Source organism: Micromonospora sp. NBRC 101691 (assembly GCF_030269285.1).
Classification (GTDB): domain Bacteria; phylum Actinomycetota; class Actinomycetes; order Mycobacteriales; family Micromonosporaceae; genus Micromonospora; species Micromonospora echinospora.
Window position 1 is genome coordinate 174,160 of sequence record NZ_BSTB01000014.1, and the last position, 24,142, is coordinate 198,301.

At 72.6% G+C, this 24,142-nt stretch carries 23 protein-coding genes and 3 tRNA genes; 18 read left to right on the forward strand and 8 right to left on the reverse strand.

Going from position 1 to position 24,142, the window contains the following annotated elements:
- The first annotated feature begins 131 nt into the window (after positions 1–131).
- Positions 132–1,163, forward strand: coding sequence for a 3-isopropylmalate dehydrogenase (locus QSK20_RS21385; protein ID WP_285790375.1), 1,032 nt, complete (start codon positions 132–134; stop codon positions 1,161–1,163).
- 161 nt (positions 1,164–1,324) lie between these two features.
- On the forward strand, positions 1,325–2,422 hold the full coding sequence (locus QSK20_RS21390; RefSeq protein ID WP_285790376.1) for a branched-chain amino acid aminotransferase: 1,098 nt from the start codon (positions 1,325–1,327) through the stop codon (positions 2,420–2,422).
- A gap of 275 nt (positions 2,423–2,697) precedes the next feature.
- On the opposite strand, the gene QSK20_RS21395 is transcribed toward QSK20_RS21390, so the two are convergent.
- The 4 genes from QSK20_RS21395 to QSK20_RS21410 all read right to left on the reverse strand — a co-directional run bounded on the left by QSK20_RS21395 (position 2,698) and on the right by QSK20_RS21410 (position 5,355).
- Entirely contained in the window at positions 2,698–3,438 is a 741-nt protein-coding gene (locus QSK20_RS21395; protein WP_285790377.1) for a tyrosine-protein phosphatase, read from the reverse strand.
- Positions 3,439–3,495: 57 nt separating this feature from the next.
- Positions 3,496–3,951 carry a PRC-barrel domain containing protein gene (locus tag QSK20_RS21400; RefSeq protein ID WP_285790378.1) on the reverse strand — a complete coding sequence of 152 codons (456 nt, stop codon included), beginning with the start codon at positions 3,949–3,951 and terminating at the stop codon, positions 3,496–3,498.
- A 315-nt stretch (positions 3,952–4,266) separates the two neighbouring features.
- Positions 4,267–4,797, reverse strand: coding sequence for an alkylhydroperoxidase, AhpD family (gene ahpD, locus QSK20_RS21405; RefSeq protein WP_285790379.1), 531 nt, complete (start codon positions 4,795–4,797; stop codon positions 4,267–4,269).
- 3 nt (positions 4,798–4,800) lie between these two features.
- The gene (locus QSK20_RS21410; RefSeq protein WP_285790380.1) at positions 4,801–5,355 is read right to left on the reverse strand and encodes a peroxiredoxin; all 555 of its coding nucleotides are present in this window, start codon (positions 5,353–5,355) and stop codon (positions 4,801–4,803) included.
- 342 nt (positions 5,356–5,697) lie between these two features.
- Between QSK20_RS21410 and cimA the strand changes: the two genes are divergently transcribed.
- Complete coding sequence (gene cimA, locus QSK20_RS21415; protein WP_285790381.1) at positions 5,698–7,278, forward strand: citramalate synthase; 1,581 nt, start codon at positions 5,698–5,700, stop codon at positions 7,276–7,278.
- A 165-nt stretch (positions 7,279–7,443) separates the two neighbouring features.
- Here the strand turns inward: cimA and QSK20_RS21420 are convergent, their stop codons facing one another.
- Positions 7,444–8,385 carry an endonuclease/exonuclease/phosphatase family protein gene (locus QSK20_RS21420; protein WP_285790400.1) on the reverse strand — a complete coding sequence of 314 codons (942 nt, stop codon included), beginning with the start codon at positions 8,383–8,385 and terminating at the stop codon, positions 7,444–7,446.
- A gap of 398 nt (positions 8,386–8,783) precedes the next feature.
- On the opposite strand from QSK20_RS21420, the gene QSK20_RS21425 reads away from it, so the two are divergent.
- The 8 genes from QSK20_RS21425 (at position 8,784) to QSK20_RS21460 (ending at position 15,923) form a co-directional block, all read left to right on the forward strand.
- Positions 8,784–9,284 (forward strand): hypothetical protein, encoded by a 501-nt coding sequence (locus QSK20_RS21425; protein WP_285790382.1) that lies wholly within the window; start codon positions 8,784–8,786, stop codon positions 9,282–9,284.
- 189 nt (positions 9,285–9,473) lie between these two features.
- Positions 9,474–10,523, forward strand: coding sequence for an AAA family ATPase (locus QSK20_RS21430; RefSeq protein ID WP_285790383.1), 1,050 nt, complete (start codon positions 9,474–9,476; stop codon positions 10,521–10,523).
- Positions 10,520–11,560 (forward strand): DUF58 domain-containing protein, encoded by a 1,041-nt coding sequence (locus QSK20_RS21435; RefSeq protein ID WP_502888972.1) that lies wholly within the window; start codon positions 10,520–10,522, stop codon positions 11,558–11,560. The genes QSK20_RS21430 and QSK20_RS21435 overlap by 4 nt, the downstream gene beginning before the upstream one ends.
- A complete protein-coding gene (locus QSK20_RS21440) occupies positions 11,557–12,516 on the forward strand; it encodes a VWA domain-containing protein (RefSeq protein ID WP_285790385.1) in 960 nt (319 codons plus the stop codon). The genes QSK20_RS21435 and QSK20_RS21440 overlap by 4 nt, the downstream gene beginning before the upstream one ends.
- A 46-nt stretch (positions 12,517–12,562) precedes the next feature.
- Positions 12,563–13,423, forward strand: a complete 861-nt coding sequence (locus QSK20_RS21445; RefSeq protein WP_285790386.1) for a S1C family serine protease — start codon at positions 12,563–12,565, stop codon at positions 13,421–13,423.
- Positions 13,424–13,495: 72 nt separating this feature from the next.
- Entirely contained in the window at positions 13,496–13,921 is a 426-nt protein-coding gene (gene arfB / locus QSK20_RS21450) for an alternative ribosome rescue aminoacyl-tRNA hydrolase ArfB (protein WP_285790387.1), read from the forward strand.
- 48 nt (positions 13,922–13,969) lie between these two features.
- A complete protein-coding gene (locus QSK20_RS21455; RefSeq protein ID WP_285790388.1) occupies positions 13,970–14,575 on the forward strand; it encodes a GNAT family N-acetyltransferase in 606 nt (201 codons plus the stop codon).
- A 187-nt stretch (positions 14,576–14,762) separates the two neighbouring features.
- Positions 14,763–15,923: a cellulose binding domain-containing protein gene (locus QSK20_RS21460; RefSeq protein WP_285790389.1), complete on the forward strand. Its 1,161-nt coding sequence runs from the start codon at positions 14,763–14,765 to the stop codon at positions 15,921–15,923.
- Between the two features lie 57 nt (positions 15,924–15,980).
- Here QSK20_RS21460 and QSK20_RS21465 read toward each other — a convergent pair whose 3' ends face one another.
- The gene (locus QSK20_RS21465) at positions 15,981–16,841 is read right to left on the reverse strand and encodes a 3-methyladenine DNA glycosylase (RefSeq protein WP_285790390.1); all 861 of its coding nucleotides are present in this window, start codon (positions 16,839–16,841) and stop codon (positions 15,981–15,983) included.
- Between the two features lie 35 nt (positions 16,842–16,876).
- Entirely contained in the window at positions 16,877–18,328 is a 1,452-nt protein-coding gene (locus QSK20_RS21470; protein WP_285790391.1) for a hypothetical protein, read from the reverse strand.
- Between the two features lie 163 nt (positions 18,329–18,491).
- Here QSK20_RS21470 and QSK20_RS21475 point away from each other — a divergent pair, with 163 nt between their 5' ends.
- The 4 genes from QSK20_RS21475 to QSK20_RS21490 all read left to right on the forward strand — a co-directional run bounded on the left by QSK20_RS21475 (position 18,492) and on the right by QSK20_RS21490 (position 19,933).
- Positions 18,492–19,292: a fumarylacetoacetate hydrolase family protein gene (locus QSK20_RS21475; protein ID WP_285790392.1), complete on the forward strand. Its 801-nt coding sequence runs from the start codon at positions 18,492–18,494 to the stop codon at positions 19,290–19,292.
- Positions 19,293–19,421: 129 nt separating this feature from the next.
- A tRNA-Gln gene (locus QSK20_RS21480) sits at positions 19,422–19,493 on the forward strand.
- Between the two features lie 138 nt (positions 19,494–19,631).
- Positions 19,632–19,704: transfer RNA gene (locus tag QSK20_RS21485), tRNA-Glu, on the forward strand.
- Positions 19,705–19,857: 153 nt separating this feature from the next.
- A tRNA-Glu gene (locus tag QSK20_RS21490) sits at positions 19,858–19,933 on the forward strand.
- 194 nt (positions 19,934–20,127) lie between these two features.
- On the opposite strand, the gene QSK20_RS21495 is transcribed toward QSK20_RS21490, so the two are convergent.
- Positions 20,128–20,814, reverse strand: coding sequence for an IclR family transcriptional regulator (locus QSK20_RS21495; RefSeq protein ID WP_091458257.1), 687 nt, complete (start codon positions 20,812–20,814; stop codon positions 20,128–20,130).
- Between the two features lie 49 nt (positions 20,815–20,863).
- Here QSK20_RS21495 and leuC point away from each other — a divergent pair, with 49 nt between their 5' ends.
- From leuC to QSK20_RS21510, 3 genes are all read left to right on the forward strand, one after another.
- Entirely contained in the window at positions 20,864–22,309 is a 1,446-nt protein-coding gene (gene leuC, locus QSK20_RS21500) for a 3-isopropylmalate dehydratase large subunit (protein ID WP_285790393.1), read from the forward strand.
- Between the two features lie 16 nt (positions 22,310–22,325).
- The gene (gene leuD / locus QSK20_RS21505; protein ID WP_285790394.1) at positions 22,326–22,913 is read left to right on the forward strand and encodes a 3-isopropylmalate dehydratase small subunit; all 588 of its coding nucleotides are present in this window, start codon (positions 22,326–22,328) and stop codon (positions 22,911–22,913) included.
- Positions 22,914–23,086: 173 nt separating this feature from the next.
- Positions 23,087–23,833 carry an HU family DNA-binding protein gene (locus QSK20_RS21510; protein ID WP_352232304.1) on the forward strand — a complete coding sequence of 249 codons (747 nt, stop codon included), beginning with the start codon at positions 23,087–23,089 and terminating at the stop codon, positions 23,831–23,833.
- The last annotated feature ends 309 nt before the right edge of the window (positions 23,834–24,142 follow it).

Here is a 24,142-nt window from a genome sequence, read left to right on the forward strand (position 1 = left end):
AGTTGACCGGATCATGAATGTCACCTGGAAAGCTGCTGTGCATTCCAGATTCCCATAATCTGGGCGCAACGTACCGGGAGGCGGGACGGCGTCGTAACGTACGAGTTCAACGGTGAGCTGAGGAGTGGAACGTGACGCGGATCGCGGTGGTGGCCGGGGACGGGATCGGACCCGAGGTGGTCGCGCAGGCCCGTAAGGTCGTCGACGCGGTCCTTCCCGGCGTGGAGGCCACCGAGTACGACCTCGGCGCCGCCCGCTACCACCGCACCGGCGAGGTGCTGCCGGACTCGGTCCTGACCGAGCTGGCCGGGCACGACGCGATCCTGCTCGGCGCGGTCGGCGATCCCACCGTCCCGCCGGGCGTGCTGGAGCGCGGCCTGCTGCTCAAGCTCCGTTTCGCCTTCGACCAGTACGTCAACCTCCGCCCGTCCCGGCTCTGGCCGGGCGTGGCCGGGCCGCTCGCCACCGTCAAGCCGGGCGAGGTCGACCTGGTGGTGGTCCGCGAGGGCACCGAGGGGCTCTACGCCGGCGCGGGCGGCTCGCTGCACCGGGACACCCCCGCCGAGGTGGCCACCGAGGAGAGCCTGAACACCCGGCACGGCGTGGAGCGGGTGATCCGGGACGCCTTCGCCCGGGCGGGTCGCCGGGAGCGCCGCAAGGTGACCCTGGTGCACAAGACCAACGTGCTCACCCACGCCGGCTCGCTCTGGGCCCGCGCCTTCGCGGCGGTCGCCGCCGAGCACCCCGACGTGACCACCGAGTACCAGCACGTCGACGCCGCCGCGATGTTCCTGGTCACCCAGCCGCAGCGGTACGACGTGGTGGTCACCGACAACCTCTTCGGCGACATCCTGACCGACATCGCCGCCGCCGTCACCGGCGGCATCGGGCTGGCCGCCAGCGGCTGCATCAACCCCGAGGGGCGCTACCCCTCGATGTTCGAGCCGGTGCACGGCTCGGCCCCGGACATCGCCGGCAAGGGGCTCGCCGACCCGGTGGCCGCCGTGCTCTCCGCCGCGCTGCTGCTGGAGCAGCTCGGCCACCCCGACGCGGCCAACCGGGTGACCGAGGCGGTCGCCAACGAGCTGGCGAACCGGGCGCCGGGCGTACCGCTGCGCACCGACGAGGTCGGCGACCGTCTGGCCGAGTACGCCGCGGGCTGACCGCCCGCTCAGCCCGCCACCCGGACGGCCCGGCGTCACGGTACGTAGCGCCGGCCCGTTGGCCGGCCCTCCCGCGCAACGGCCGTTCGGGGTAAGTTCCACTGCACCAGTCCTTCGGCGTGCGCTCCGGCATGCCGTGCCGTCCCAGGGAGGTCAGCGCGATGAGCGGTGGTGACAAGCTCGAATTCGAGATCCGTCGGAACCCCGCGCCCGTATCCGCCGCCGACCGGGCCGCCCTGCTGGTCGACCCCGGGTTCGGCCGGGTCTTCACCGACCACATGGTCACGATCCGCTATGCGGAGGACAAGGGCTGGTACGACGCCCGCGTCGAGGCCCGCGCGCCGATCCCGATGGACCCGGCCAGCGCCGTCCTGCACTACGCGCAGGAGATCTTCGAGGGGCTCAAGGCGTACCGCACCGCCGACGGCGGGGTGACGCTCTTCCGGCCGGAGGCCAACGCCGACCGGTTCGTCACCTCGGCCGAGCGGCTGGCCATGCCCCCGCTGCCGCCGGAGGCGTTCCTCGACTCGCTGCACCGGCTGATCGAGATCGACCGGGAGTGGATCCCGTCCGGTGAGGACGGCAGCCTCTACCTGCGGCCGTTCATGTTCGCCAGTGAGGTCTTCCTCGGGGTCCGGCCGGCCCGGGAATACCTCTACGTCCTGATCGCCGCCCCGGTCGGGGCGTACTTCGCCGGCGGGGTCAAGCCGGTCAAGGTCTGGATCTCCCCGGACTACACCCGGGCGGCGCCGGGCGGCACCGGCGCGGCGAAGTGCGGCGGGAACTACGCGGCCTCGTTGGCCGCGCAGGCCGAGGCGATCGAGCACGGCTGTGAGCAGGTGGTCTTCCTGGACGCGGTCGAGCGGCGCTTCGTCGACGAACTGGGCGGCATGAACGTCTTCTTCGTCTACGACGACGGCACCCTGGTCACCCCGCCGCTGACCGGCACCATACTGCCGGGCATCACCCGCGAGTCGGTGCTGACCCTGGCCACCGAGGCCGGGCTGACCGTGCAGGAGCGGCCGGTCAGCTTCGCCGACTGGCAGGCCGACGCGGCGAGCGGGCGGCTGCGCGAGGTCTTCGCCTGTGGCACGGCCGCCGTGATCACGCCGATCGGGCACGTCCGCTTCCCGGACGGCGAGTTCGTCATCGGGGCGGGGGAGCCCGGCCGGGTCACCATGGGGCTGCGCCAGCAGCTCGTCGACCTTCAGCGCGGCCTCGCCGCCGACCCGCACGGCTGGGTCCGCCGGGTGCTCTGACCTGTCGGCGGGATCGCGGTCCCGCCCGCTGTGGCGTCCCGGGAGTGATGTCCGATATCGGACTCACCCCCGGGATGTCGCTGTTTCAGCCGGTAGCGGCTCTGTTCACTTTCCGTGACCGGTGCGTCGGACTACCGGGCATCATCCATGGTGACCTATCTTGCTGACGCAGAACCGTTTGCGTCATAGGGAGTCAGCATGTCGGCAGTTCTCGGTCACCGCGTGAGCCACCTCCGGTCCTGGGCAGGCCCCCGGGGACGGCTCCGTCCGGCGGGTCACTCCAGCAGGTGAGCCCGGAGAGCGTCGAACTGCGCGTCGGCCAGTCCGGCGTGGCGGAGGTACCCCTCGACGGACCCGTGCCGGTCGCGCAGCTCGTCGAGGAAGAGCGGCATCGCCTCGGCCGGTGAGGCGAGGAAGGGCGCGGGTGGATCCGCCGCCTCGGGCATGCTGGCCGCGAGCCAGGCGCTGAACCGGGCCGACGCCTCGGTGCTCAGCGCGTAGTCGGCGGCGATGTCCGTGTCGCTGACCCCGAGCAACGCCAGGGTCAGCGCGCAGACGATGCCGGTGCGGTCCTTGCCGGCCACGCAGTGCACCACCACCGGGGCGTTCCCGGCGTCGGCGATCAGCCCGACCGCCTCGGCCAGCCCGGCCGCGCCGGTGGTGGCCAGGGCGACGTACCGGTCCACCAGGAAGCCGGCGAGGCTGGTCGCCGGGTCGTACATCTGCTCGGCCCAGGAGCGGTGTTCCGGGTGGATGTTGTGGTAGGCGAGGCCGTCGTACGCCGGCACCCGGCCGTCACGGGTCACCTCGGACGGTCGACGCAGGTCGATCACCGTCCGGACACCGAGCGCGGCGAACGCCGCCCGGTCGGTCTCGTCGACGCGGTGCAGGGAGTCGGAGCGGTAGAGCCGTCCCCACCGTACGGCGCGTCCGTCGTGGCCCCGGTAACCGCCGACGTCACGGAAGTTGAACATCGCGGAGAACGGGATTCGTCGATTAACTCCAGGGGTGTCCACCCCGACACGGTAACGGCCGGTGGGGCGGAACCCCACCGGCCGTGACGTCGTGGTCGCCTACCGGGCGGTGCCCGGCGGCACCGGCGCGTACGTGTCGTCGTAGTAGCCGCCCAGCCGGTCCCGGTACGCCGGGTCGGTGTCGGTCTCGTCGTACTCCGGAGCGGCCCGGACCTGGTCGCGGGTCCGGTCGACGAAGACCGTGCGGACGTCGTGGTCGACGTGGTTGACCGTGCCGGCCGGGAGCATCACCTTCCGGCCGAAGATCCAGCGGCCGGTGTCCACCACCAGGTAGCTGGCGTTGACGTCGTGACTCGCCTCGTCGATCTTCCCGATCGACCCGTCGGTCGCCTCGACCTGGTAGCCGGTCAGGTCGGTGTCGGTGACCCCGGCCTCGTCCCGGTAACGCCAGGGGTCGAAGGCGCCGGCGGGCGCGCCGCCCACGAAGGCACCCTGCCCGTCGTCGGTCACCGGCCTCGGCGAGGCGTGCGCCGCGCCCGGATCGAGCCTGTCCATTCCACGGCCCTCCTGCCTCGACTGCGTCGTATCGGGGATGCTGTCCGGTCAGGACTTCTCGTACCCCCTGGTCGCGGTCGCACACCTGGCCGCCGGGACCGGCGACGTGGTCACCGGTCCGTGCGGCGACGGAATCGGCGTGCCCGGAGGCGGTTACCCGGTCGCCGGGGCCGCCGGAGACGACGCGACTGTGGCTGGCGGAGACGACACGCCCGGGGCCGCCGGAGACGACACGCCCGGGGCCGGCGGAGACGCCGCGACCGGGGCCGTCCGTCGGTCGGACGGCCCCGGTCGGAGTGCCGGTGGACGCGGGCGTCAGCCCAGGGCGGCCTCGGCGTCCAGCGCCACTGCGGCGGCGTGCACCACGGCGGCGATCCGCAGCCCCTCGTGCACCTGCTCCCGGGTGAATCCGGCCCCGCGCAGGGTCTTCTCGTGCGACTCCAGGCACACCCCGCACCCGGTGATCGCCGACACCGCCAGGCACCAGAGCTCGAAGTCGCCCTTGTCCACGCCGGGCCGGGCGATGATCTGCATCCGCAGCCGGGCCGGGATCGAGCCGTACGACTCGTCGCCGATCAGGTGCTTGGACCGGTAGTAGACGTTGTTCATCGCCATGATCGTGGCCGCGCCCTTGGCCGCCTCGACCGCCTCCGGCTTGAGGTGGTCGGCCGCCTCGGCCGCGATCTCGCGCAGCACCACCGGGTTACGGGCGGCCACCGCGCAGGCCAGCGCGGTGCCCCAGGCCTGGAGCGGGCTCAGGGTCGAGGTGCCGACGGTGGACCCGAGGTTGAGCTTGATGTCCTTGGCGTACTCCGGCAGAGCCGCCTTGATCGCGTCGAGGCCCATCGGTCAGGCCCCGGCCATCAGCTTCGTGGCGTCCAGGGTGTCGGCGCCCTTGTTCCAGTTGCACGGGCACAGCTCGTCGGTCTGGAGGGCGTCGAGCACCCGCAGTACCTCGGAGACGTTCCGGCCGACCGAGCCGGCGGTGACCATGGCGAACTGGATCTCGTTGTTCGGGTCGACGATGAAGGTGGCACGCTGGGCCACGCCGTCCTCGCCGAGTACGCCGCAGGCCTCGGTCAGCTCGCGCTTGATGTCGCTGAGCATCGGGAAGGGCAGCTCCCGCAGGTCCGGGTGGTCCTTGCGCCAGGCGTAGTGGACGAACTCGTTGTCGACGGAGACGCCGAGGACCTGGGCGTCGCGGTCGGCGAACTCGCCGTTGAGCCGGCCGAACTCGGCGATCTCGGTGGGGCAGATGAAGGTGAAGTCCTTCGGCCAGAAGAAGACGACCCGCCACTGACCCTGGTACGACTTGTGGTGGATCGTCTCGAACGCCTTGTCCGCCTCCAGGGAGACGCAGGCGGTGAGTTCGTACTCCGGGAAGCTGTCACCGACGGTGAGCACAGGTCCTCCTTGACGAGTGGCACGGGGCCGTAACTGGACTGGTTCCAGATATTGCCCCAGCCCCGTAACGCCCAGGTGGCGGCCGGGTTACTTGTGAAGTCGATCACCGATCAGGGATTCCGGCGATGCGTTGGCCTGCGGTTCGCCAAGGCAACCCTCTGCCACCGGCCGTCCCGGGATGTGGATTTCGCCTCCCAGATTCGGGCTGCGGGTGGCAGAGTACGGAACGTGACCAGCACCGCCCTGATTATTGGCACCTAGCGCGCCGGCAACCCTCCGCCGAGCGCGCAGACCTCCCGCACCCCGCGGGGGGTCTTTTTGTTGGTTCCAGAAAGGTCTCCCATGACGTACCAGGTCTACGACACGACGTTGCGCGATGGTGCCCAGCGCGAGGGAATCAGCTACTCCGTGGTCGACAAGCTCGCCGTGGCCCGGCTGCTCGACGAGTTCGGCGTCGGCTTCATCGAGGGCGGCTGGCCGGGCGCGGTGCCCAAGGACACCGAGTTCTTCCGCCGGGCCCGTACCGAGCTCGACCTGCGTCACGCGCTGCTGGTCGCGTTCGGTGCCACCCGCAAGGCCGGGGTCGCGGTCGCCGACGACCCGCAGGTGCGTGCCCTGCTCGACGCCGAGACCCCGGCGATCGCGCTGGTCGCCAAGGCGGACCTGCGGCACGTCGAGCGGGCGCTGCGGACCACCCCGGCCGAGAACCTCGCCATGATCCGGGACACCGTGGCCCACCTGGTCGCCGGGGGACGCCGGGTCTTCGTCGACGGGGAGCACTTCTTCGACGGCTACCGCGCCGACCCGGCGTACGGGGCGGCGGTCGTGGAGACCGCGCTCGACGCCGGGGCCGAGGTGATGGTGCTCTGCGACACCAACGGCGGCATGCTGCCCTCCCAGGTGACCGCCGCCATCGCCGACCTGGCCGCCCGTACCGGCGTCGGACCGGACCGGCTCGGCATCCACTGCCAGAACGACACCGCCTGCGCGGTCGCCAACACCATCGCCGCCGTCGAGGCCGGAGTCCGGCACTTCCAGGGCACCGCCAACGGCTACGGCGAACGCCCCGGCAACGCCGACCTCTTCGCCGTCGTCGCCAACCTCCAGCTCAAGCTCGGGATCCCGGTCCTACCGGACGGGTGCCTCGAGCAGATGGTGCGCGTCTCGCACGCCATCGCCGAGATCGCCAACATCGCCCCCGACACCCACCAGGCGTACGTCGGGGCCGCGGCCTTCGCCCACAAGGCGGGGCTGCACGCGAGCGCGATCAAGGTGGATCCGCTGCTCTACAACCACGTGGACCCCGCCGTGGTGGGGAACGACATGCGGATCCTCGTCACCGAGATGGCCGGCCGGGCCAGCATCGAACTCAAGAGCCGCGAGCTCGGGCTCGACCTGGCCGGCCGTCCGGAGACGCTGTCCCGGGTCACCAACCGGGTCAAGGAACTGGAGGCCGGCGGGTGGTCGTTCGAGGCCGCGGACGCCTCCTTCGAACTGCTGGTCCGGTCCGAACTGCCCGACCGCGCCCCGGCGAAGCCGTTCACCCTGGAGTCGTACCGGGTGATCGTCGAGCACCGGGAGGACGGCGCGGTGGTCTCCGAGGCGACCGTGAAGATCCGGGTACGCGGGGAGCGGGTGATCGCCACCGCCGAGGGGAACGGTCCGGTCAACGCCCTGGACGAGGCGCTGCGGGCCGGGCTGGCCCGGCACTACCCGGAACTGCGTGACTTCGGGCTGGCCGACTACAAGGTCCGCATCCTGGAGGGGAGCCAGGGCACCGGCGCGGTCACCCGGGTCCTGGTCGAGACCACCGGCGCCGGTCGGGACTGGACCACCGTGGGCGTGCATCCCAACGTGGTCGAGGCGAGCTGGCACGCCCTGGTCGACGCGCTCACCTACGGCCTCGACCGCGCCCACGTCTGATCCCGCCCGCCGCCCGCCGCCCGCCGCCCGCCGCCCGCCGCCCGCCGCCCGCCGCCCGCCGCCCGCCGCCTGGCGGGTGGACGGGGCCGGGGTGGTAGCAGGGGTCCCCTGCACGACAAAAAGCGGTAACAGGGGACCCCTGCTACCACCCGAGCCGGGCCCGCTTCAGATGGTGCGGCGGGGCAGGCGGAGTTCGGCCAGGACGGTGCGGTGGTCGCTGCCCGGCAGCGCGCGCACCGTCACGGCGTGGACCGCGATCCGCCGGTCGACCAGCACGTGGTCGATGGTGACCGGCGGGATCGGGTCGCCGTCGTACGGTCCCCAGGTGCCGGTCAGCCCGGCCCCGACCGCGTCCGCCGCGTCGACGTACCCGGTGGCGAGCAGGTCCCGCAGGAGCGCGTGGTCCAGGGTGGCGTTGAAGTCCCCGGCGAGGATGGACAACTGCCCGTCCGGCGTCGCCGGGGGCTGGGCCGCGAGGTCGGTCCGCCAGTCCGGCACCACCGACGGGGAGTGCGGGGCGGCCGGGTGCGCCGACTCGATCCGTACCGGGGGCGCGCCGGGCACGGCGAGGGTGCCGTACGCCTGGCTGAAGCCGAACCCGACGTTGCGCCGGATGCCGACCGCGGTGAGCGGGAAGCGCGCGTAGAGCCCGGATCCGGTGGTGCCCACCTCGGGGTTGAGCTCGTGGTACGGCAGCAGCCCGGCCAGGCCGAGCCGGTCGAGTTCGGCCTGTGCGTCGGGGGTGAACTCCTGCACCGCCAGCACGTCCACGCCCCCGGCCCGGACCAGGTCCACCAGGCGTCCGGTGTCGCCCGCGCCGGCCAACAGGTTGGCGGTGAGCACCCGCAGGTTCGGCCCGTCGGCGGCCGGCTGGTCGGTGGGCAGGGCCCGGGGCGCGACCACGGCCACCAGGGCCAGCGCGGTCAGGGCCGCGACCAGGGCGGGGCCCCACCGCCGCAGGGCGAGTGCCAGCACCAGGGGCAGCAGGGTCCCGGCCGCCACGTACGGCGTGAAGGCCACCGCCTGCACCAGCGCGCCCCGCTCCAGGCCGGGTAGGCGGACGGCCGCGAAGGCCAGCCCCGGCGCGACGGCGAGCCAGCAGAGCACGGTGCCGTGGCGTCGCGCCCTGGTCGTCGGTCGGTCCTCGGCGCGTACGGTCACCCCGACACGCTATCCGCCCCGGTGTCGTCCTCGGCCGCCGCCCGGTTCCGTGAACGATTATTTGTTTCGCTCTCCGTTTTTCGTGGGCTTGTCGGGCAAGGTGTCTGAAGTCGTGGTCGGGCATTGACTCTGCGCTTTTTGCGGTGCTACTTTCCTGTGTGGCTACCGCCGGAACTCTCCGTAGTTTTACCAGCTCAGGCGCGGTGTAAATCCGAGGAATCTTGCTCGGTCGGGATTGCCTGACGCTATTTTTCCCGGCCTTCTGATCCGGTAACAATCCGTTCCGTAAATGGCGGGACGGTTCCATTCACCTCGCTCGAAAATCGAAGCAAGGGAGATCTGTCATGGCCAGATTGTTCTCACGCAAGGCGGTCGCGGTGACCGTCGCCGTGTTGGGGCTGACCCTCGCCGGAGGGGGGATCGCCGCCGCCCAGCCGACCGAGAGCAACGGCACCCAGCCGGTGGCCCAGCAGGGTCAGCAGCAGCCGCCGCTGACGCCGGAGTCGACCCGGAAGGCGCGGGAGGCCCTGAAGCAGGACGCGGGCACGCTCGCCACCACCGTCTCCTTCGCCGTCGTCGCCTCGAACGGCACCCTGGCTCGGGGGCAGGACGCCGTCTCGGTGATCAAGTACGGCCCCGGTCAGTACGAGGTCATCTTCAACCGGGTCGTCTCCCGCGGTGCCTACGTGGCCACCATCGGCGAGGCCACCGACTGCTGCATCCCGAGCGGTGGCGAGGTCTCCGTGGCGCCCCGGCTGAGCACCCCGAACGCGGTCTTCGTCCAGACCCGCAACTACAACGGCACCGCCTACGACCGGCCCTTCCACCTGTACGTGGCGGGCTGACCGCGGCACGCCGGTCGGGTGGCCGGGAAGCCGGCCACCCGACCGGCGTCGGCCTCCGCGCGCCACGGGGCCGACGCCGCCGGCCGTCGGGCAGCGGTCGACGGATTGCGTCCCGTTAGAGGGGAAAAAGGCAGGTTAGCGGCTGAAATTCCGACGTTTGTCGTAGCGGTGCCCCGGGAAGCAAGCACCGTGACGGACATCTCGGACACCCTGGCCAGCGTGCCCACCCCGGACGTTCCCGCCGCGCCCGGCGTCGAGTTGGAACAGATCCTCCACGAGGTCAAACGTGTGATCGTCGGGCAGGACCGACTCGTCGAGCGCCTGCTCACCGCTCTCGTGGCGGACGGACACTGCCTCCTCGAAGGCGTACCCGGAGTGGCCAAGACCCTGGCCGCGCAAACCCTCGCCACCGTGGTCGGCGGCACCTTCTCCCGGATCCAGTTCACGCCCGACCTGGTTCCCTCGGACATCGTCGGCACCCGGATCTACCGGGCCTCCCAGGAGACCTTCGACGTCGAACTCGGCCCGGTCATGGCCAACCTGGTCCTCGCCGACGAGATCAACCGCGCGCCGGCCAAGGTGCAGTCGGCGCTGCTGGAGGCGATGGCCGAACGGCAGGTCTCCATCGGCGGACGCAGCTTCGGCGTACCCGAACCGTTCCTGGTGCTCGCCACCCAGAACCCGATCGAGTCCGAGGGCGTCTACCCGCTGCCCGAGGCGCAGCGGGACCGCTTCCTGATGAAGGTGGTCGTCGACTACCCGGACGACGCCGACGAACTGGCCATCCTCTACCGGATGAGCACCGACCGGCCGCGCCCCGGCCGGATTCTCGACCCCCTGCGGCTGCGCGCCCTCCAGACCCGGGCCCGGGACGTCTTCGTGCACCACGCCCTCGCCGAGTACGTCGTCCGACTCATCCTCGCCACCCGCGACCCGGGACGCTTCGGCCTGCCCGGGCTCGCTCCCATGCTCGCCTACGGCGCGAGCCCCCGCGCCACCCTCGGCCTGGTCGCCGCCGCCCGCGCCCATGCCCTGCTGCGCGGTCGCGACCACGTCCTCCCCGAGGACGTCCGCGAACTGGCGGTGGACGTGCTCGCCCACCGGCTGGTGCTCTCCTTCGACGCAGTCGCCGACGGGGTGTCCGCCGAGGCGCTGGTCCACCGGCTCGTCGAGGCCGTACCCCCGCCCCGGATCGCCCCCGGCCACCGGCCGGTCACCCCCGACCTGGCAGCGGCATGAGGGTCCGCCGCCCCCCGAATCGGGTGGCCTCCCCGCAACGTGACCCGGGACTGGCCGAACTGACCCCGGACCAGCGACTGCGCCGGCTGGAACTGACCGTCACCCGCAGGCTGGACGGACTGCTGCACGGCCAGTACCGGGGCCTGTTCCCCGGGCCGGGCAGCGAGGCCGCCGGCAGCCGGGAGTACCGACCCGGCGAGGACGAGGTACGCCGGATGGACTGGGCGGTCACCGCCCGCACCGCCGTGCCGCACGTCCGGCAGGTCGACGCCGACCGGGAACTGACCACCTGGCTGCTGGTGGACGCCAGTCCGAGCATGGAGTTCGGCACCGCCGACCTGGACAAGCGGGAACTGGCGGTGGCCGCCGTCGCGGCGGTCGGCTTCCTCACCGCCGGTGCCGGCAACCGACTCGGCGCCCAGGTGCTCACCCGGGACGGGGTGCGCCGGTTCCCCGCCCGGGGCGGACGCCAACACCTGGTCAACCTGCTCCGGGCCCTGCTCACCGCCCCGCGCGGCGACCGGACCGCCGGTGCGCCGGCTGACGGGCCGGCGGACGCGGCGTCGTCGCTGGCCGGGGCGCTGGCCTCGGTGCACCGCCTCGCGTCCCGCCGAGGGCTGGTCGTGGTGGTCTCCGACTTCCTCGACGCCCTGCCCGACCACCCGTGGGCCGAGGCCGGGTGGGAACCGCAGCTGCGCCGACTCGCCGCTCGGCACCAGGTGCTCGCCGTCGAGGTGACCGACCCGCGCGAGCTGGAGCTTCCGGACGTCGGACTGATCACCCTGATCGACCCGGAGACCGGACGGCGCCGCGAGGTGTGGACCGGCGACCCGGTGCTGCGGGACCGGTTCGCCCGGGCGGCGGTGGCCCAGCGGGAACAGGTACGTCAGGCGCTGCGCCGGAGCGGGGCGACGCACCTGGCGCTCCGGACCGACCGGGACTGGGGCGCGGACATCGTCCGGCACGTGCACGCCCAGCGTCGGCTGGCCCTCGTCCCGGCCGGTCGCGGCGCCCGGACCGGGGGAGGTGGCGCATGATCTGGCAGTCCCCGATCCGGCTCTGGCTGCTGCTCGGTGTGCTCGCGCTGCTCGTGGCGTACGTGCTGGCCCAGCGTCGGCACAGCCGCTACGCCGTACGGTTCACCAACCTGCGACTGCTCGACCGGGTCGCGCCGCAGCGGCCGACCTGGCGGCGGCACCTGCCGGCCGGACTCTTCCTGGCCATGCTGGCGCTGCTGGTGGTCGGGTTCGCCCGCCCGACCGACGAGGTCCGGGTGCCCCGGGAACGGGCCACCGTGATGGTGGCGGTGGACGTCTCCACCTCGATGCTCGCCACCGACGTCGACCCGGACCGGTTGACCGCCGCGAAGCAGGCGGCCCGGCGCTTCGTCGACGGCCTGCCCGAGGAGTTCAACGTCGGGCTGGTCGCCTTCGCCGGCAGCGCCGCCGTGCTGGTCCCACCGGGCACCGACCGGGAGGCGCTGCACGAGGGGATCGAACGGCTGGTCGAGGGGGCCACCGGGGTCCAGGGCACCGCGATCGGCGAAGCGATCAACACCTCTCTCGGTGCGGTCCGGGCGCTGGACAGCCGGGCGGCGACGGATCCGCCGCCGGCCCGGATCATCCTCCTCTCCGACGGGGCGAACACGTCGGGCAAGGACCCGATCGAGGCGGCCGGGGACGCGGTGTCGGCGAAGGTGCCGGTGCACGCCATCTCGTTCGGCACCCCGAGCGGGTTCGTGGACCGGGGCGGGCGGCCGATCCAGGTGCCGGTCGACGGGCAGACCCTGCGCGCGGTCGCCGAGGAGACCGGGGGCGGCTTCCACGAGGCGACCACGAGCGAGGAACTGCGGGCCGTCTACGAGGACATCGGCACCTCGGTCGGGTACCGGACGGTGCGGCAGGACGTGTCGGCCCGCTTCATCGGGCTCGGTCTGATCCTCGCCATGGGCGCGGCGGCCGGCTCGATGCGCTGGTTCTCCCGCCTGCCCTGACCAGCCGGACGACGGCACAAGCGGACTTCACGTGAGGAGCGGACGTATGGCGGTGCAGACCGGACTCGGCGAGCCGCGCGGACCCTGGTTCGTCTCACCCGAACTGGACCCGGACGGGCGTACCCGGAACGGCGTACCCGCGACCGGGTCGCGACCCGGTCCGCACGGCCCGGGACGGCTGCTCGTCGCCGCGGCGGCGGTGGTGGCCCTCTCCACCGCCTCCGGCGCGGTGGCCGGTGCCTGGGTGGCCAACCTGGACGAGCTGACCGACCCGCCGGCGGCCTCGGCCGCGCCGGTACCGGCGGAACTGATCACCGCCGCCGAGCGGACCGTGCCCGGGGTGGTGTCGGTGCTGGCCGGCGACGGCCGGGGCCGGGGGGCGACCGGCTCCGGGTTCGCGGTGGACGACCAGCAGCACATCGTCACCAACGACCACATCCTGTCCAAGGGCGGCGGGACGGTGGCCGTGGAACTGCCCGACGGCCGACGTGTCCCGGCCCAGGTGGTCGGCCGTGAGCCACGCAGCGACCTGGCCGTACTGCGGGTGCCGGCGTCCGCCGGACTGGCCCCGCTGCCGCTGGCGAAACCGGGCTCGACCCGGGTGGGCGAGCCGGTGCTGGCCGTCGGCTCCCCACTCGGCCTCTCCGGCACCGTGACCGCCGGCATCGTCAGCGCCCTGGACCGGGAGGTACGGCTCGGCGACAACCGGCACACGGCGGTGCAGACCGACGCCTCGATCAATCCCGGGAACTCCGGCGGGCCGCTGGTCAACGCCCGGGGCGAGGTGGTCGGGGTGAACACCGCGATCGCCACCATCGACGGCAACGGCTCGATCGGCATCGGTTTCGCCATCCCCATCGACCAGGTCCAGCAGACCGCCGACACGATCATCGGCCGGGGCGGCTGACCACGGCCGGCCGGACCGGGCCGGGCCGAATTGGGCAGGCGCACCCGCCGGGCCGGGCACTAGCCTCGGGACATGGACGACGGACTGCGGGTGACGGACCGACTGGTGGTGCCCGGCGCGGAACTGCGGGAGCGGTTCTCCCGGTCGTCCGGGCCGGGCGGGCAGGGCGTCAACACCACCGACTCCCGGGTCGAGTTGAGCTTCGACCTCGCCGCCTCGCCGAGTCTCCCGCCGCACCTGCGCGACCGGGCCCTCCAACGGCTCGCCGGACGGCTGGTCGACGGGGTCCTGACCGTGGCCGCCAGCGAACACCGGGCGCAACTGGCCAACCGCGAGGCGGCCCGCGAACGGCTGGCCGCGCTCCTGCGCGAGGCGGTCGCCGCCCCGCCACCGCCCCGCCGGCCGACCCGCCCGTCCCGGGCCGCCAAGCAGCGTCGCCTGGACGAGAAGAAGCGCCGTTCCCAGGTCAAACGCAACCGCCGGATAGACGGCGACTGACCGGGAAATCCGGTTGGCCGGCGGTACGGCGACGGCGAGGATCGGCGGATGCACACCGAGCCGGCGTCCAGCGCGTCCCACCGCGTCCCCGACTTCGCGGAGAAGCCCACGCTGGCCGGGGAACGGGTGCTGCTGCGTCCCTTCCGCGACGACGACCTGCCCGCGCTGCGCGCGGCCCTGGCCGATCCGGAGGTGATCCGGCTGACCGGCAGCGTCGGCGTCGCGCAGGACGAGGAGCACCTGCGCCGGTGGTACGCCAGCCGTAACGCGCAGACCGACCGGCTCGACCTGGCGGTGGTGGACCGCGCGACCGGAACGTGTGTCGGCGAGGTGGTGCTCAACCAGTGGGACGCGCACAACCGCAGCTGCAACTTCCGCACCCTGATCGGTCCCGCCGGGCGCGACCGTGGTCTCGGCACCGAGGCGGTACGCCTCGTCGTCGGTCATGGCTTCGAGCGGCTCGGCCTGCACCGGATCTCGCTGGAGGTCTACCACCTCAACCCCCGGGCCCGCCGGGTCTACGAGAAGGTCGGCTTCGTCGCCGAGGGCGTGCTGCGGGACGCGTTGCGGGACGGCGACCACTGGGTGGACGCGACGGTCATGTCCGTCCTGGCTCCCGAGTGGGCGGCGCACCGGGGCCGCCCGGAGCACTGACGAAGTCGGCGCCGAAGTGGTAGCAGGGGTCCCCTGTTACCGCTTTTTGCCGAGCAGGGGGCCCCTGCAAACACCCCGGCAAGCAGGGGGAGGGCGTTGAGCGTGGGCCGGCTTTCTGGTGGAATCTCTTCGGGAGCACAAGGGCCGTCACCGTACGTTCACGTCACGTGACAGGAGTCCCTCCACCATGCTCCGAAGGCCATTCCTTCCTGCCCTGCTCGCGGCCCTCGCCGCCGTTCCGCTCGCCCTGGTGCTCGGCCTGGTCGCCGGGTCGCCCGCCCGACCGGCCGTCGCCGCGTCACCGGTGCGGGTCATGCCGCTCGGCGACTCGATCACCGGTTCGCCCGGCTGCTGGCGGTCGATCCTCTGGAACCGCCTCCAGTCCACCGGCCACACCGACGTGGACTTCGTCGGCACCCTCGGCCCGCAGGGCTGCGGCCAGCCGCACGACGGCGACAACGAGGGCCACGGCGGCTACCTGGTGACCAACGTCGCCAACCAGAACCTGCTGCCCGGGTGGCTCGCCGCCACCCGCCCCGACATCGTGCTGATGCACTTCGGCACCAACGACGTGTGGAGCAACATCCCGCCGGCGACCATCCTGGCCGCGTACTCCAAGCTGGTGGACCAGATGCGGGAGAGCAACCCGGCGATGCGGGTGCTGGTCGCGAAGATCATCCCGATGGCTCCGCCGACCTGCGCCGAGTGTGGGCAGCGGGTGGTGGCCCTCAACGCCGCGATCGACGGCTGGGCGGCGGGGAAGAGCACCACGCGTTCCCCGGTCGTGGTGGTCGACCAGTGGACGGGCTTCAGCACCGCCACGGACACCTACGACGGGGTGCACCCCAACGCGGACGGTGACCAGAAGATGTCCGACCGCTGGTTCCCGCCGCTGGCCGCCGCCCTCGCCGACGTCACCCCCGGCCCGACCGCGACCCCGACGGCGAGCCCGACCGGCACCCCGACCCCGACCCCGACCCCGACCGTCAGCCCCACCGGCACGCCGCCGCCGACCCCGACCGCCACGCCGACCCTGCCCCCGGGCACCGGGTGCACGGCGGGCTACCGGATCGTCGGGCAGTGGCCGGGCGGTTTCCAGGGCGAGGTGACCGTCCGCAACACCGGATCCGCCGCCACCAGAAAGTGGACGGTGACCTTCGCCCTGCCCGACGGCCAACGGATCAGCCAGGCGTGGAACGCCGACCTGACCCAGGCCGGCGCGACGGTGACCGCCCGCGACGTGGGCTGGAACGGCGCTCTCGCCCCCGGCGCGGAGGCGACCTTCGGTTTCCTGGGCGGTGCCACCGGCACCCCGGCCGCACCTGCGGTGACCTGCACAGCGGACTGAGCACAGTGGGCCCCGTCGACGGTGACGGGGCCCTCCCGCACCCGGCGGGATCCCCGCTCAGCCGAGGGCGGTGAGCAGCCGGGCGCGGAGCCCGGCGGCGCGCTCGGCGAAGCCACGCTGGGCGGCGACGTACTCGGCCCGGCCCTCCGGCGTCTCGACCCGTACCGGCGGGTGTCCGAGGGCGGCCAGATCGTACGGACTGGCCCGCATGTCCAGGGTGCGGATCTCCCGGGCCAACGCGAAACAGTCCGCGACGAGTTCGGCGGGCACCAGCGGGGAGAGTTTGTACGACCACTTGTAGAGGTCCATGTTGGCGTGCAGACAGCCCGGCTGCTCCAGGGCGTGCTGGCTCTCCCGGGTGGGGGTGAGCACGTTCAGCGGCCGGGCCGGCGCGGTGAAGAAGCGGTAGGCGTCGAAGTGGCTGCACCGGACGCCGCGCTCGTCGACGACCGCGGCGGTCCGCTCCGGACCGAGCCGCAGCGGCCAGAGGTTGTGGCGCAGCTCGTCCTGGGTCTGCCGGTAGACCATCGCCCACTCGTGCATGCCGAAGCAGCCGAGGTGCGCCGGCCGTCCGGCGGTGGCGACCAGCAGGCCCCGGATCCAGTCGAGGGAGTCGGCGCGGCGGGCGCGTACCGCGTCGTGGTCGAGGATGACGCCGGCGGCGGTGGCGCGGTAGTCCGGGCCGAACTCCGCCGGGTCGGCGTCCCGCAGCTCCACCCCGGCTCCCGGATGCCAGCGGCGTAGCTGGGCCGGGCGGTACGAGTAGTAGGTGAAGAGGAAGTCCTCCACCGGGTGCCGGACACCGCCGCGCCGCCGGGCGAGGTGCGGGGCCAGCCAGGCGTCGACCCGCTCCTCGTGTGCCTGACGGCGGGCCCGCCAGGTCGGCGCGTCGAGCACGGTGGCGAGGGCGGCGGTCACGGATCCCAGGGTACGACCGCCGCCCCGCGTCGCGGTCAGGGCACGTCCACCCGCACCCCGGCGGAGAACACCCCGCTGCGCAGTTCCACCTGGTTCGGCGGCTCCGGTCCAGCGACCGTGAAGACCAACGGCACCAGCATCCGCCCGTCGGCCGCCACCGGCTCGGCGAAGACGTCCCGCCCCTGGTTGGCCGCCCGGGTGGCCGGCTCGTCGGCGTTGACCCACCGGCCGTCCGGCAGGTAGGCGCGTTGGAGTTCCCCGTGCCAGACCTGCTGCTGCGGGGTGAGGTTGCGCACCCCGACCGTCGCCTGGCAGCGTCGGCGGGCCGTCGCCGGGTCGCAGGCCATCCGGTAGACGGTGAACTCGAACGCGGCCTCCCGCAGGGGCACCCCGAGCGGCCCGGCGTGTCCCGGTCCGGTCCACGCGCCGCTGGTGGGCTGCGCGCCGGTGTCGATCGCGGCGACCCGCGTGGTCGCGGTCCAGGCCGCCGCGCCGACCACCCCCGCCAGGATCGCCAGGGCCATCCCGACCACCAGCCAGACCGGTGGCCGGCGGCGGCGGTACGCGGGCGACGGCACCGCCGGGCGCGGGTACACCGTGCCCCGGCTGTCCGGGCGGCCGGTGACGCCGGGATCGGCGCCGAAGCGACCGGTTGTCGCGCCGGTCACCCGGCGGCGTCGGCGCAGCAGCCACCAGCCGGTGGCGGCCAGCACCGCCAGCAGCAGCGCGCCGGCCGCCAGGAGGGTGGTGGGGCGTTGCCAGAACGGCGTCGGCCCGGCGTCGGCCTCAGGCTTCGCGGCCTGGTGCCAGGTCGCCGTCGCGCAGTCGTACGGCCGGTTGCCGGAACCGTCGAAGGCGCAGGCCGGCGCGGTCAGCGGTCGGTCCACGGCGGCGGTCAGCGCGGTGTTCAGGGTCGTGGTGCTCCGGGCCGGCAGGGTGAGCCGCCAGGTGACCTCGGCCGAGTCGGCCCGGCCGGCGGACCGGGTCGTCCGCCCCCCGGCGCTGACCGTGGTCGCCGACGAGCCCGGCGGCAGTTCCTGGCGGACCGTGGTGGCGACCGGGGCGTTGCCGTCGTTGCGTACCTCGATCCGGTAGGCCGGGGCCGGCGTGCCGGCGGGGGCGACCCTGACCCGGACCGCGGGTGGCGTTCCCCGGTCCGCTCCGGGGCGCGTCGACGGGCTCCCGGCGCCCGGCGTGGTCCGGGTGCCCGGACCGGCGGTGGCCGCAGCGGGCCGAGCCGGTTCCGCGCGCGCCGTGCGGGCCGGCGGTGACGCGGATGCGACCACGGGAGCCGAGGGCGACGCGGATGCGACCACGGGGGCCGGTGACGCCGAGGCGACCACGGCCGATGGTGACGCGGGTGCGACCACCGGGGTCACCGCCGCCCGTGGTGGATCGGGTGTCGGCAGCGCCGGCAGCGCGGTGAGGACACCGAGGCAGTGGACGAGCACCGCCAGGGTCCGGTGGGGTCGTGTCGATGCAGGCATACGAACGCACCTCCCGGGCCGACGCTAGGGGGACGGCCGTATCGCCCGGATGGAAAGTGCCGAACCCGGCCCGCCCGGGCAGCGGCGCCGGTACGCTGCGCCGACCGGTGGCGGGGCCGTGGCGAGGTGCCCGTGGCCTGGGCGGCGGGGCTAGATTGGCTGCGTGCGTATCGCTCGTTTCGCTCATGCCAAGGGAATGTCGTTCGGGGCCGTCGAGGGGGAGCCGGGGGCGGGGCCGCAGGGTCTCACCATCGCCGAGATCGAGGGGCACCCGTTCGGGCAGATCCAGTTCAGCGGGGCCCGGTGGGCCCTGTCGGACGTCCGCCTGCTCTCGCCGATCCTGCCGAGCAAGGTGGTCTGCGTCGGCCGCAACTACGCCGAGCACGCCGCCGAGCACGGCAGCGAGGTGCCGAAGGAGCCGCTGCTCTTCCTCAAACCCTCCACCAGCGTCATCGGACCGCGGGACGCGATCCGGCTGCCGATCTTCTCCAGGCAGGTCGAGCACGAGGCGGAGCTGGCCGTGGTGATCGGGCCGCCCGGCGCCCGGCGGGCCGACCGGGCCGCCGCCGAGCGGGCCATCTTCGGCTACACCTGCGCCAACGACGTCACCGCGCGGGACCTGCAACGCACCGACGGGCAGTGGACCAGGGCGAAGGGCTTCGACTCGTTCTGTCCGCTCGGGCCCTGGATCACCACCGGACTGGACGTCGGCGACCTGGAGATCCGCTGTGAGGTCGGTCGCGATCCGGAGGAGATGGAGGTCCGTCAGCTGGGCCGGACCAAGGACATGGTCTTCGACGTGCCGTCCCTGGTGTCGTACGTCTCGCACGTGATGACGCTGTTGCCCGGGGACGTCGTGCTGACCGGCACCCCGGCCGGGGTTAGTCCGCTCCTGGACGGGGATACCGTCACGGTACGTATCGACGGGATCGGGGAACTCTCGAACCCGGTGGTCTCGCTCTGACGGCGGGTGTGGTGGGTGAAACCGCAGCTCAGGGGCGGTTTCGGTAACCCGATTTGGCCTGTCGGCACCGGTGGAGTAAAGTTTCTCCCCGGTGCCGGAAGGTGCCGATCCGGTGCCGCAAGGCACCAATGGGGTATGGGGTAATTGGCAGCCCGACTGATTCTGGTTCAGTTAGTCTAGGTTCGAGTCCTGGTACCCCAGCGCAACCGAGGTTCGAGAGAGCCTCGGACGCTGGATTCTGACGGAGTTCACCTGCCGCCTCCGCGCGGAGACGGGAATTCGATCTCTGTTAGAGTGCAGCATCACCGCCCGCGAGGGTGGTGGTGCAGGAGAAGTTCTGGCCCCGTCGTCTAGCGGCCCAGGACGCCGCCCTCTCAAGGCGGTAGCGCCGGTTCGAATCCGGTCGGGGCTACAGCGTCACCGGTCCGTCCCGTGTCAGTCAGCGGGGCGGGCTGTTTCGCTTCTGCCGGGTCTACCCGGTCCCACCCGGTCGACACCCGACCCGGGGGACATGGTTAGACTACGGCGGCACCGCCCGGCAGGGTGGTGAAGCAGGAAAAGTCTTGGCCCCGTCGTCTAGCGGCCCAGGACGCCGCCCTCTCAAGGCGGTAGCGCCGGTTCGAATCCGGTCGGGGCTACCAACATCGGCCCGTCTCCCGCTCCGGGGGGCGGGCCGTTTCCGTCCGCGCCCTTCCGCGCCGGCTCCTCCTCCACCGGGTCGTGAAGGTGACGACGGTCCTCCACCGGTCGTGAAGGTGACGACGGTGTCGATCTCCACCGTCACCTTCACGACCGCGTGCGCGAGCGGAGCGGGCCGCGCGGGCACGCCGGTGGGTCAGAGGCCGGAGAGGCGCTGGCCGGCCCGGACGACGGCCATGGCGTGACGTTCGCCGGGGCGGCGGCCGAGGCGTTCGATCGGGCCGGAGATGCTGATCGCGGCGATCACCCGTCCGGTGCGGTCCCGGATCGGAGCCGAGACGCTCGCCACACCGGCCTCCCGTTCGGCGACGCTCTGCGCCCAGCCGCGGCGGCGGACCTCGGCGAGCGTGCGGCCGGTGAACTTCGACCGGGGCAGGAGCGGCATCACCGCCTCCGGCGGCTCCCAGGCCAGCAGGATCTGCGCGGCCGACCCGGCGGTCATCGGCAGCACCGAGCCGACCGGCACGGTGTCCCGCAGCCCGCTGGCCCGCTCGGCGGCGGCCACGCAGACCCGCTCGTCGGCCCGCCTGAGGTAGAGCTGGGCGCTCTCCCCGGTGGCGTCGCGCAGGGCGGCCAGCAGCGGCTCCGCCGCGGTCAGCAGCACGTCCGGAGCGGCGTTGGCCAGCTCACCGAGACGCGGGCCGGGTCGCCACCGCCCCTGTGTGTCCCGGACGAGCATCCGGTGGATCTCCAGCGCCTGCGCGAGCCGATGGGCCGTGGCCCTCGGCAGCTTGGTGCGATCAACGAGTTCGGCCAGGCTGGCGCCGTCGACACAGGCGGCCAGGATGACCACCGCCTTGTCGAGAACGCCGACACCGCTCATACTGTGTCCCACAAGCCGAAATTTACCTCCCAGAATTTAGGATGTCCAGATGGTGGGAGTCACTCCGAAGCCAAAGACCTTGGCCGAGAAGGTCTGGGACGCGCACGTCGTGCGATCCGCCGAGGGCGAGCCCGACCTGCTCTACATCGACCTGCACCTGCTGCACGAGGTCACCAGCCCACAGGCGTTCGACGGCCTCCGTCTGGCCGGTCGCCCCGTGCGGCGGACCGATCTGACCATCGCGACCGAGGACCACAACACCCCGACCGGGTACGCCGACCCGGCGTTCCGTCAGCGTCGGGGCGACCTGCTCACGATCGCCGACCCGACCTCCCGCACCCAGATCGAGACGTTGCGCCGCAACTGCGCCGAGTTCGGCGTCCGGCTGCACCCGCTGGGTGACGAGAACCAGGGCATCGTGCACGTCATCGGTCCCCAGCTCGGCCTGACCCAGCCCGGCATGACCATCGTCTGTGGCGACTCGCACACCGCCACCCATGGCGCGTTCGGGGCGCTCGCCTTCGGCATCGGCACCAGTGAGGTCGAACACGTCCTGGCCACCCAGACGCTGCCGCAGGCCCGCCCGAAGACCATGGCGGTGAACGTGACCGGCCAGCTCGGCCCGGGTGTCACCGCCAAGGACCTGGTGCTCGCGCTGATCACGCAGGTCGGCACCGGCGGTGGTCGCGGTCATATCGTGGAGTACCGGGGGGAGGCGATCCGGTCGCTGTCCATGGAGGGGCGGATGACCATCGCCAACATGTCCATCGAGTGGGGCGCGAAGGCCGGCATGATCGCCCCGGACGAGACGACCTTCGCCTACCTCGCGGGACGGCCGAACGCGCCGCAGGGCGCCGACTGGGACGCCGCGGTGGCGTACTGGCGGACGCTCCCCACCGACGAGGGGGCCGTCTTCGACGCCGAGGTCACCCTGGACGCCTCCCGGGTGACGCCCTTCGTCACCTGGGGCACCAACCCGGGCCAGGGCGCGCCGCTGGCCGAGCGGGTGCCCGACCCGGACGAGTTCGACCACGAGGCCGAACGGACCGCCGCCCGTCGCGCGCTGGAGTACATGGACCTGCGTCCCGGCACGCCGCTGCGCGACCTCGCCGTGGACGTGGTCTTCGTCGGCTCCTGCACCAACGGCCGGCTGGAGGACCTCCGCGCCGCGGCCGACGTGCTGCGCGGCCGACAGGTGGCCGACGGGGTGCGGATGCTGGTGGTGCCCGGCTCCGCCGCGGTCCGGCAGGCCGCCGAGGAGGAAGGGCTGGACAAGGTCTTCACCGACGCCGGGGCGGAGTGGCGTTTCGCCGGCTGTTCCATGTGTCTGGGCATGAACCCGGACACCCTCTCGCCGGGGCAGCGGTCCGCCTCCACCTCCAACCGCAACTTCGAGGGCCGGCAGGGCCGGGGCGGGCGTACCCATCTGGTGTCGCCCCCGGTCGCCGCCGCCACCGCCGTGGTCGGCCGGCTGGCCGCGCCGGCCGATCTGTGAAGGGATGACTGGGACGATGGACAGGTTCACCACACACACCGGCACCGCCGTGCCATTGCGGCGCTCCAATGTGGACACCGATCAGATCATTCCTGCGGTGTACCTCAAGCGGGTGACCCGGACCGGTTTCGCCGACGGTCTCTTCAGCGCGTGGCGGGAGGACCCGGGATTCGTGTTGAACGATTCCTCGTATTCCGGGGCATCGATTCTCGTCGCCGGCCCGGAGTTCGGCACCGGGTCATCCCGCGAACACGCGGTGTGGGCCCTTCGGGACTGGGGCTTCCGGGCGGTGATCTCGCCTCGCTTCGGTGACATCTTCCGCGGCAACGCGTTGAAGGAGGGGCTCCTGCCGGTCGAGCTTGAATTGAGGACGGTCGAAGAAATCTGGGATCGGCTGGACGCCGATCCGACCACCCCGGTCACCGTCGACCTGGCCGCGCGGGAGGTTCGGGTCGGGGCGGACACCTGGTCCTTCCCCATGGACGACTTCAGCCGTTGGCGGCTCATGGAAGGCTTGGACGACATTGGACTGACCCTCCGTCAGGAGGCGGAGATCAGCGCCTACGAGGCGCGTCGGCTGCCGTTCCTGCCCGTCCTCAGCTAGCCGGAAGGCCCACCCGCGCCTTGGGTTTTCGCCCCCGTCGGTCCACCGGCGGGGGCGAATCCGTTACGACACAAGGGCTTTTTTCCACCGAATGTTTGTGTCCAGGCAGCAGAGGGCATACCGTGCGCGCAGAATGGCTCGCGTCGAGTCAGTTGCACAATCGGGAGGAAGTCGTGAACAAGGCCGAGCTCATCGAGGCGCTCGCCGCTCGCCTGGGGGACAGGAAGTCGGCGACTGCGGCGCTCGACGCAGTCCTCGCTGAGGTCCAGGCGGCGGTGGCGAAGGGCGAGAAGGTGTCCATCACCGGATTCGGAGCGTTCGAGAAGCGCGTACGCGCGGCCCGAACAGCCCGCAACCCGCGCACCGGAGAGGCGGTGAAGGTCAAGAAGACATCCGTGCCGACCTTCCGTCCGGGCGCCGGGTTCAAGGAGATGGTGGCCAGCGGCAAGGCGCCGAAGGCCACGACCGCCGCGAAGAAGACCACGACCGCCGCGAAGACCACGGCGGCGGCCAAGGCGACCGGGGCGAAGGCCACCGGCACCAAGGCCACCGGCACCAAGGCCACCACGGCCAAGGCAGCCGGAACGAAGGCCACCACGGCCAAGGCGGCCGGCACCAGGGCCACCGGCACGAAGAAGACCACCGCCGCGGCCAAGGCCGCCCCGGCGACGGCCACCAAGGCCGCGACGAAGGCGACCACCAAGGCCACCGGCACCAAGGCGGCCGGCGCGAAGGCCGCGCCGGCGAAGAAGAGCGCCACCACCAAGGCCACGGCGGCGAAGAAGACGACCACGGCCACGAAGACGGCTGCCGCGAAGAAGGCCGGCACCACGACGGCCAAGAGCACGACGGCCAAGAGCACGACGGCGAAGAAGTCGCCGGCCCGTAAGGCTCCGGCGAAGAAGACCGCCACCCGCTAGATTCCGCACCGGCCGAGGGCGTCCACCGTCGAGGTGGGCGCCCTTCGTCGTTCCCGTCCCGCCGACCAGGCCGGCCGGGGGCGGAGGGCGTCGCGAACGTCCGTCAACCGTCGGACGGCTGACGAACGAGGCGGCCGGATGGGCCGCCGGCCCCGGCCGGTGGACGCCCGGGGCCGGGCCGGCCTCAGAGAGTGTTGTGATACCTCGGTGTGATCTTCGCTGACTGTGTCAGCGAAGATCACGTCTGTGTCGCTGTGTCTGTAAACCGGCGTACGAGTCGTCGCTGACGGACGGGCAGTGGGCGGTGAT

Bases quoted from the DNA above. Each gene is read 5' to 3' on its own strand.
- arfB (WP_285790387.1), top strand. From the start codon at position 13,496: ATGGACGACGGACTGCGGGTGACGGACCGACTGGTGGTGCCCGGCGCG.
- QSK20_RS21400 (WP_285790378.1), bottom strand. From the start codon at position 3,951: ATGGACAGGCTCGATCCGGGCGCGGCGCACGCCTCGCCGAGGCCGGTG.
- leuD (WP_285790394.1), top strand. From the start codon at position 22,326: ATGGACAGGTTCACCACACACACCGGCACCGCCGTGCCATTGCGGCGC.
- QSK20_RS21460 (WP_285790389.1), top strand. From the start codon at position 14,763: ATGCTCCGAAGGCCATTCCTTCCTGCCCTGCTCGCGGCCCTCGCCGCC.
- QSK20_RS21425 (WP_285790382.1), top strand. From the start codon at position 8,784: ATGGCCAGATTGTTCTCACGCAAGGCGGTCGCGGTGACCGTCGCCGTG.
- QSK20_RS21445 (WP_285790386.1), top strand. From the start codon at position 12,563: ATGGCGGTGCAGACCGGACTCGGCGAGCCGCGCGGACCCTGGTTCGTC.
- ahpD (WP_285790379.1), bottom strand. From the start codon at position 4,797: ATGGGCCTCGACGCGATCAAGGCGGCTCTGCCGGAGTACGCCAAGGAC.
- cimA (WP_285790381.1), top strand. From the start codon at position 5,698: ATGACGTACCAGGTCTACGACACGACGTTGCGCGATGGTGCCCAGCGC.
- QSK20_RS21470 (WP_285790391.1), bottom strand. From the start codon at position 18,328: ATGCCTGCATCGACACGACCCCACCGGACCCTGGCGGTGCTCGTCCAC.
- QSK20_RS21435 (WP_502888972.1), top strand. From the start codon at position 10,520: ATGAGGGTCCGCCGCCCCCCGAATCGGGTGGCCTCCCCGCAACGTGAC.
- QSK20_RS21495 (WP_091458257.1), bottom strand. From the start codon at position 20,814: ATGAGCGGTGTCGGCGTTCTCGACAAGGCGGTGGTCATCCTGGCCGCC.
- QSK20_RS21455 (WP_285790388.1), top strand. From the start codon at position 13,970: ATGCACACCGAGCCGGCGTCCAGCGCGTCCCACCGCGTCCCCGACTTC.
- leuC (WP_285790393.1), top strand. From the start codon at position 20,864: ATGGTGGGAGTCACTCCGAAGCCAAAGACCTTGGCCGAGAAGGTCTGG.
- QSK20_RS21390 (WP_285790376.1), top strand. From the start codon at position 1,325: ATGAGCGGTGGTGACAAGCTCGAATTCGAGATCCGTCGGAACCCCGCG.
- QSK20_RS21440 (WP_285790385.1), top strand. From the start codon at position 11,557: ATGATCTGGCAGTCCCCGATCCGGCTCTGGCTGCTGCTCGGTGTGCTC.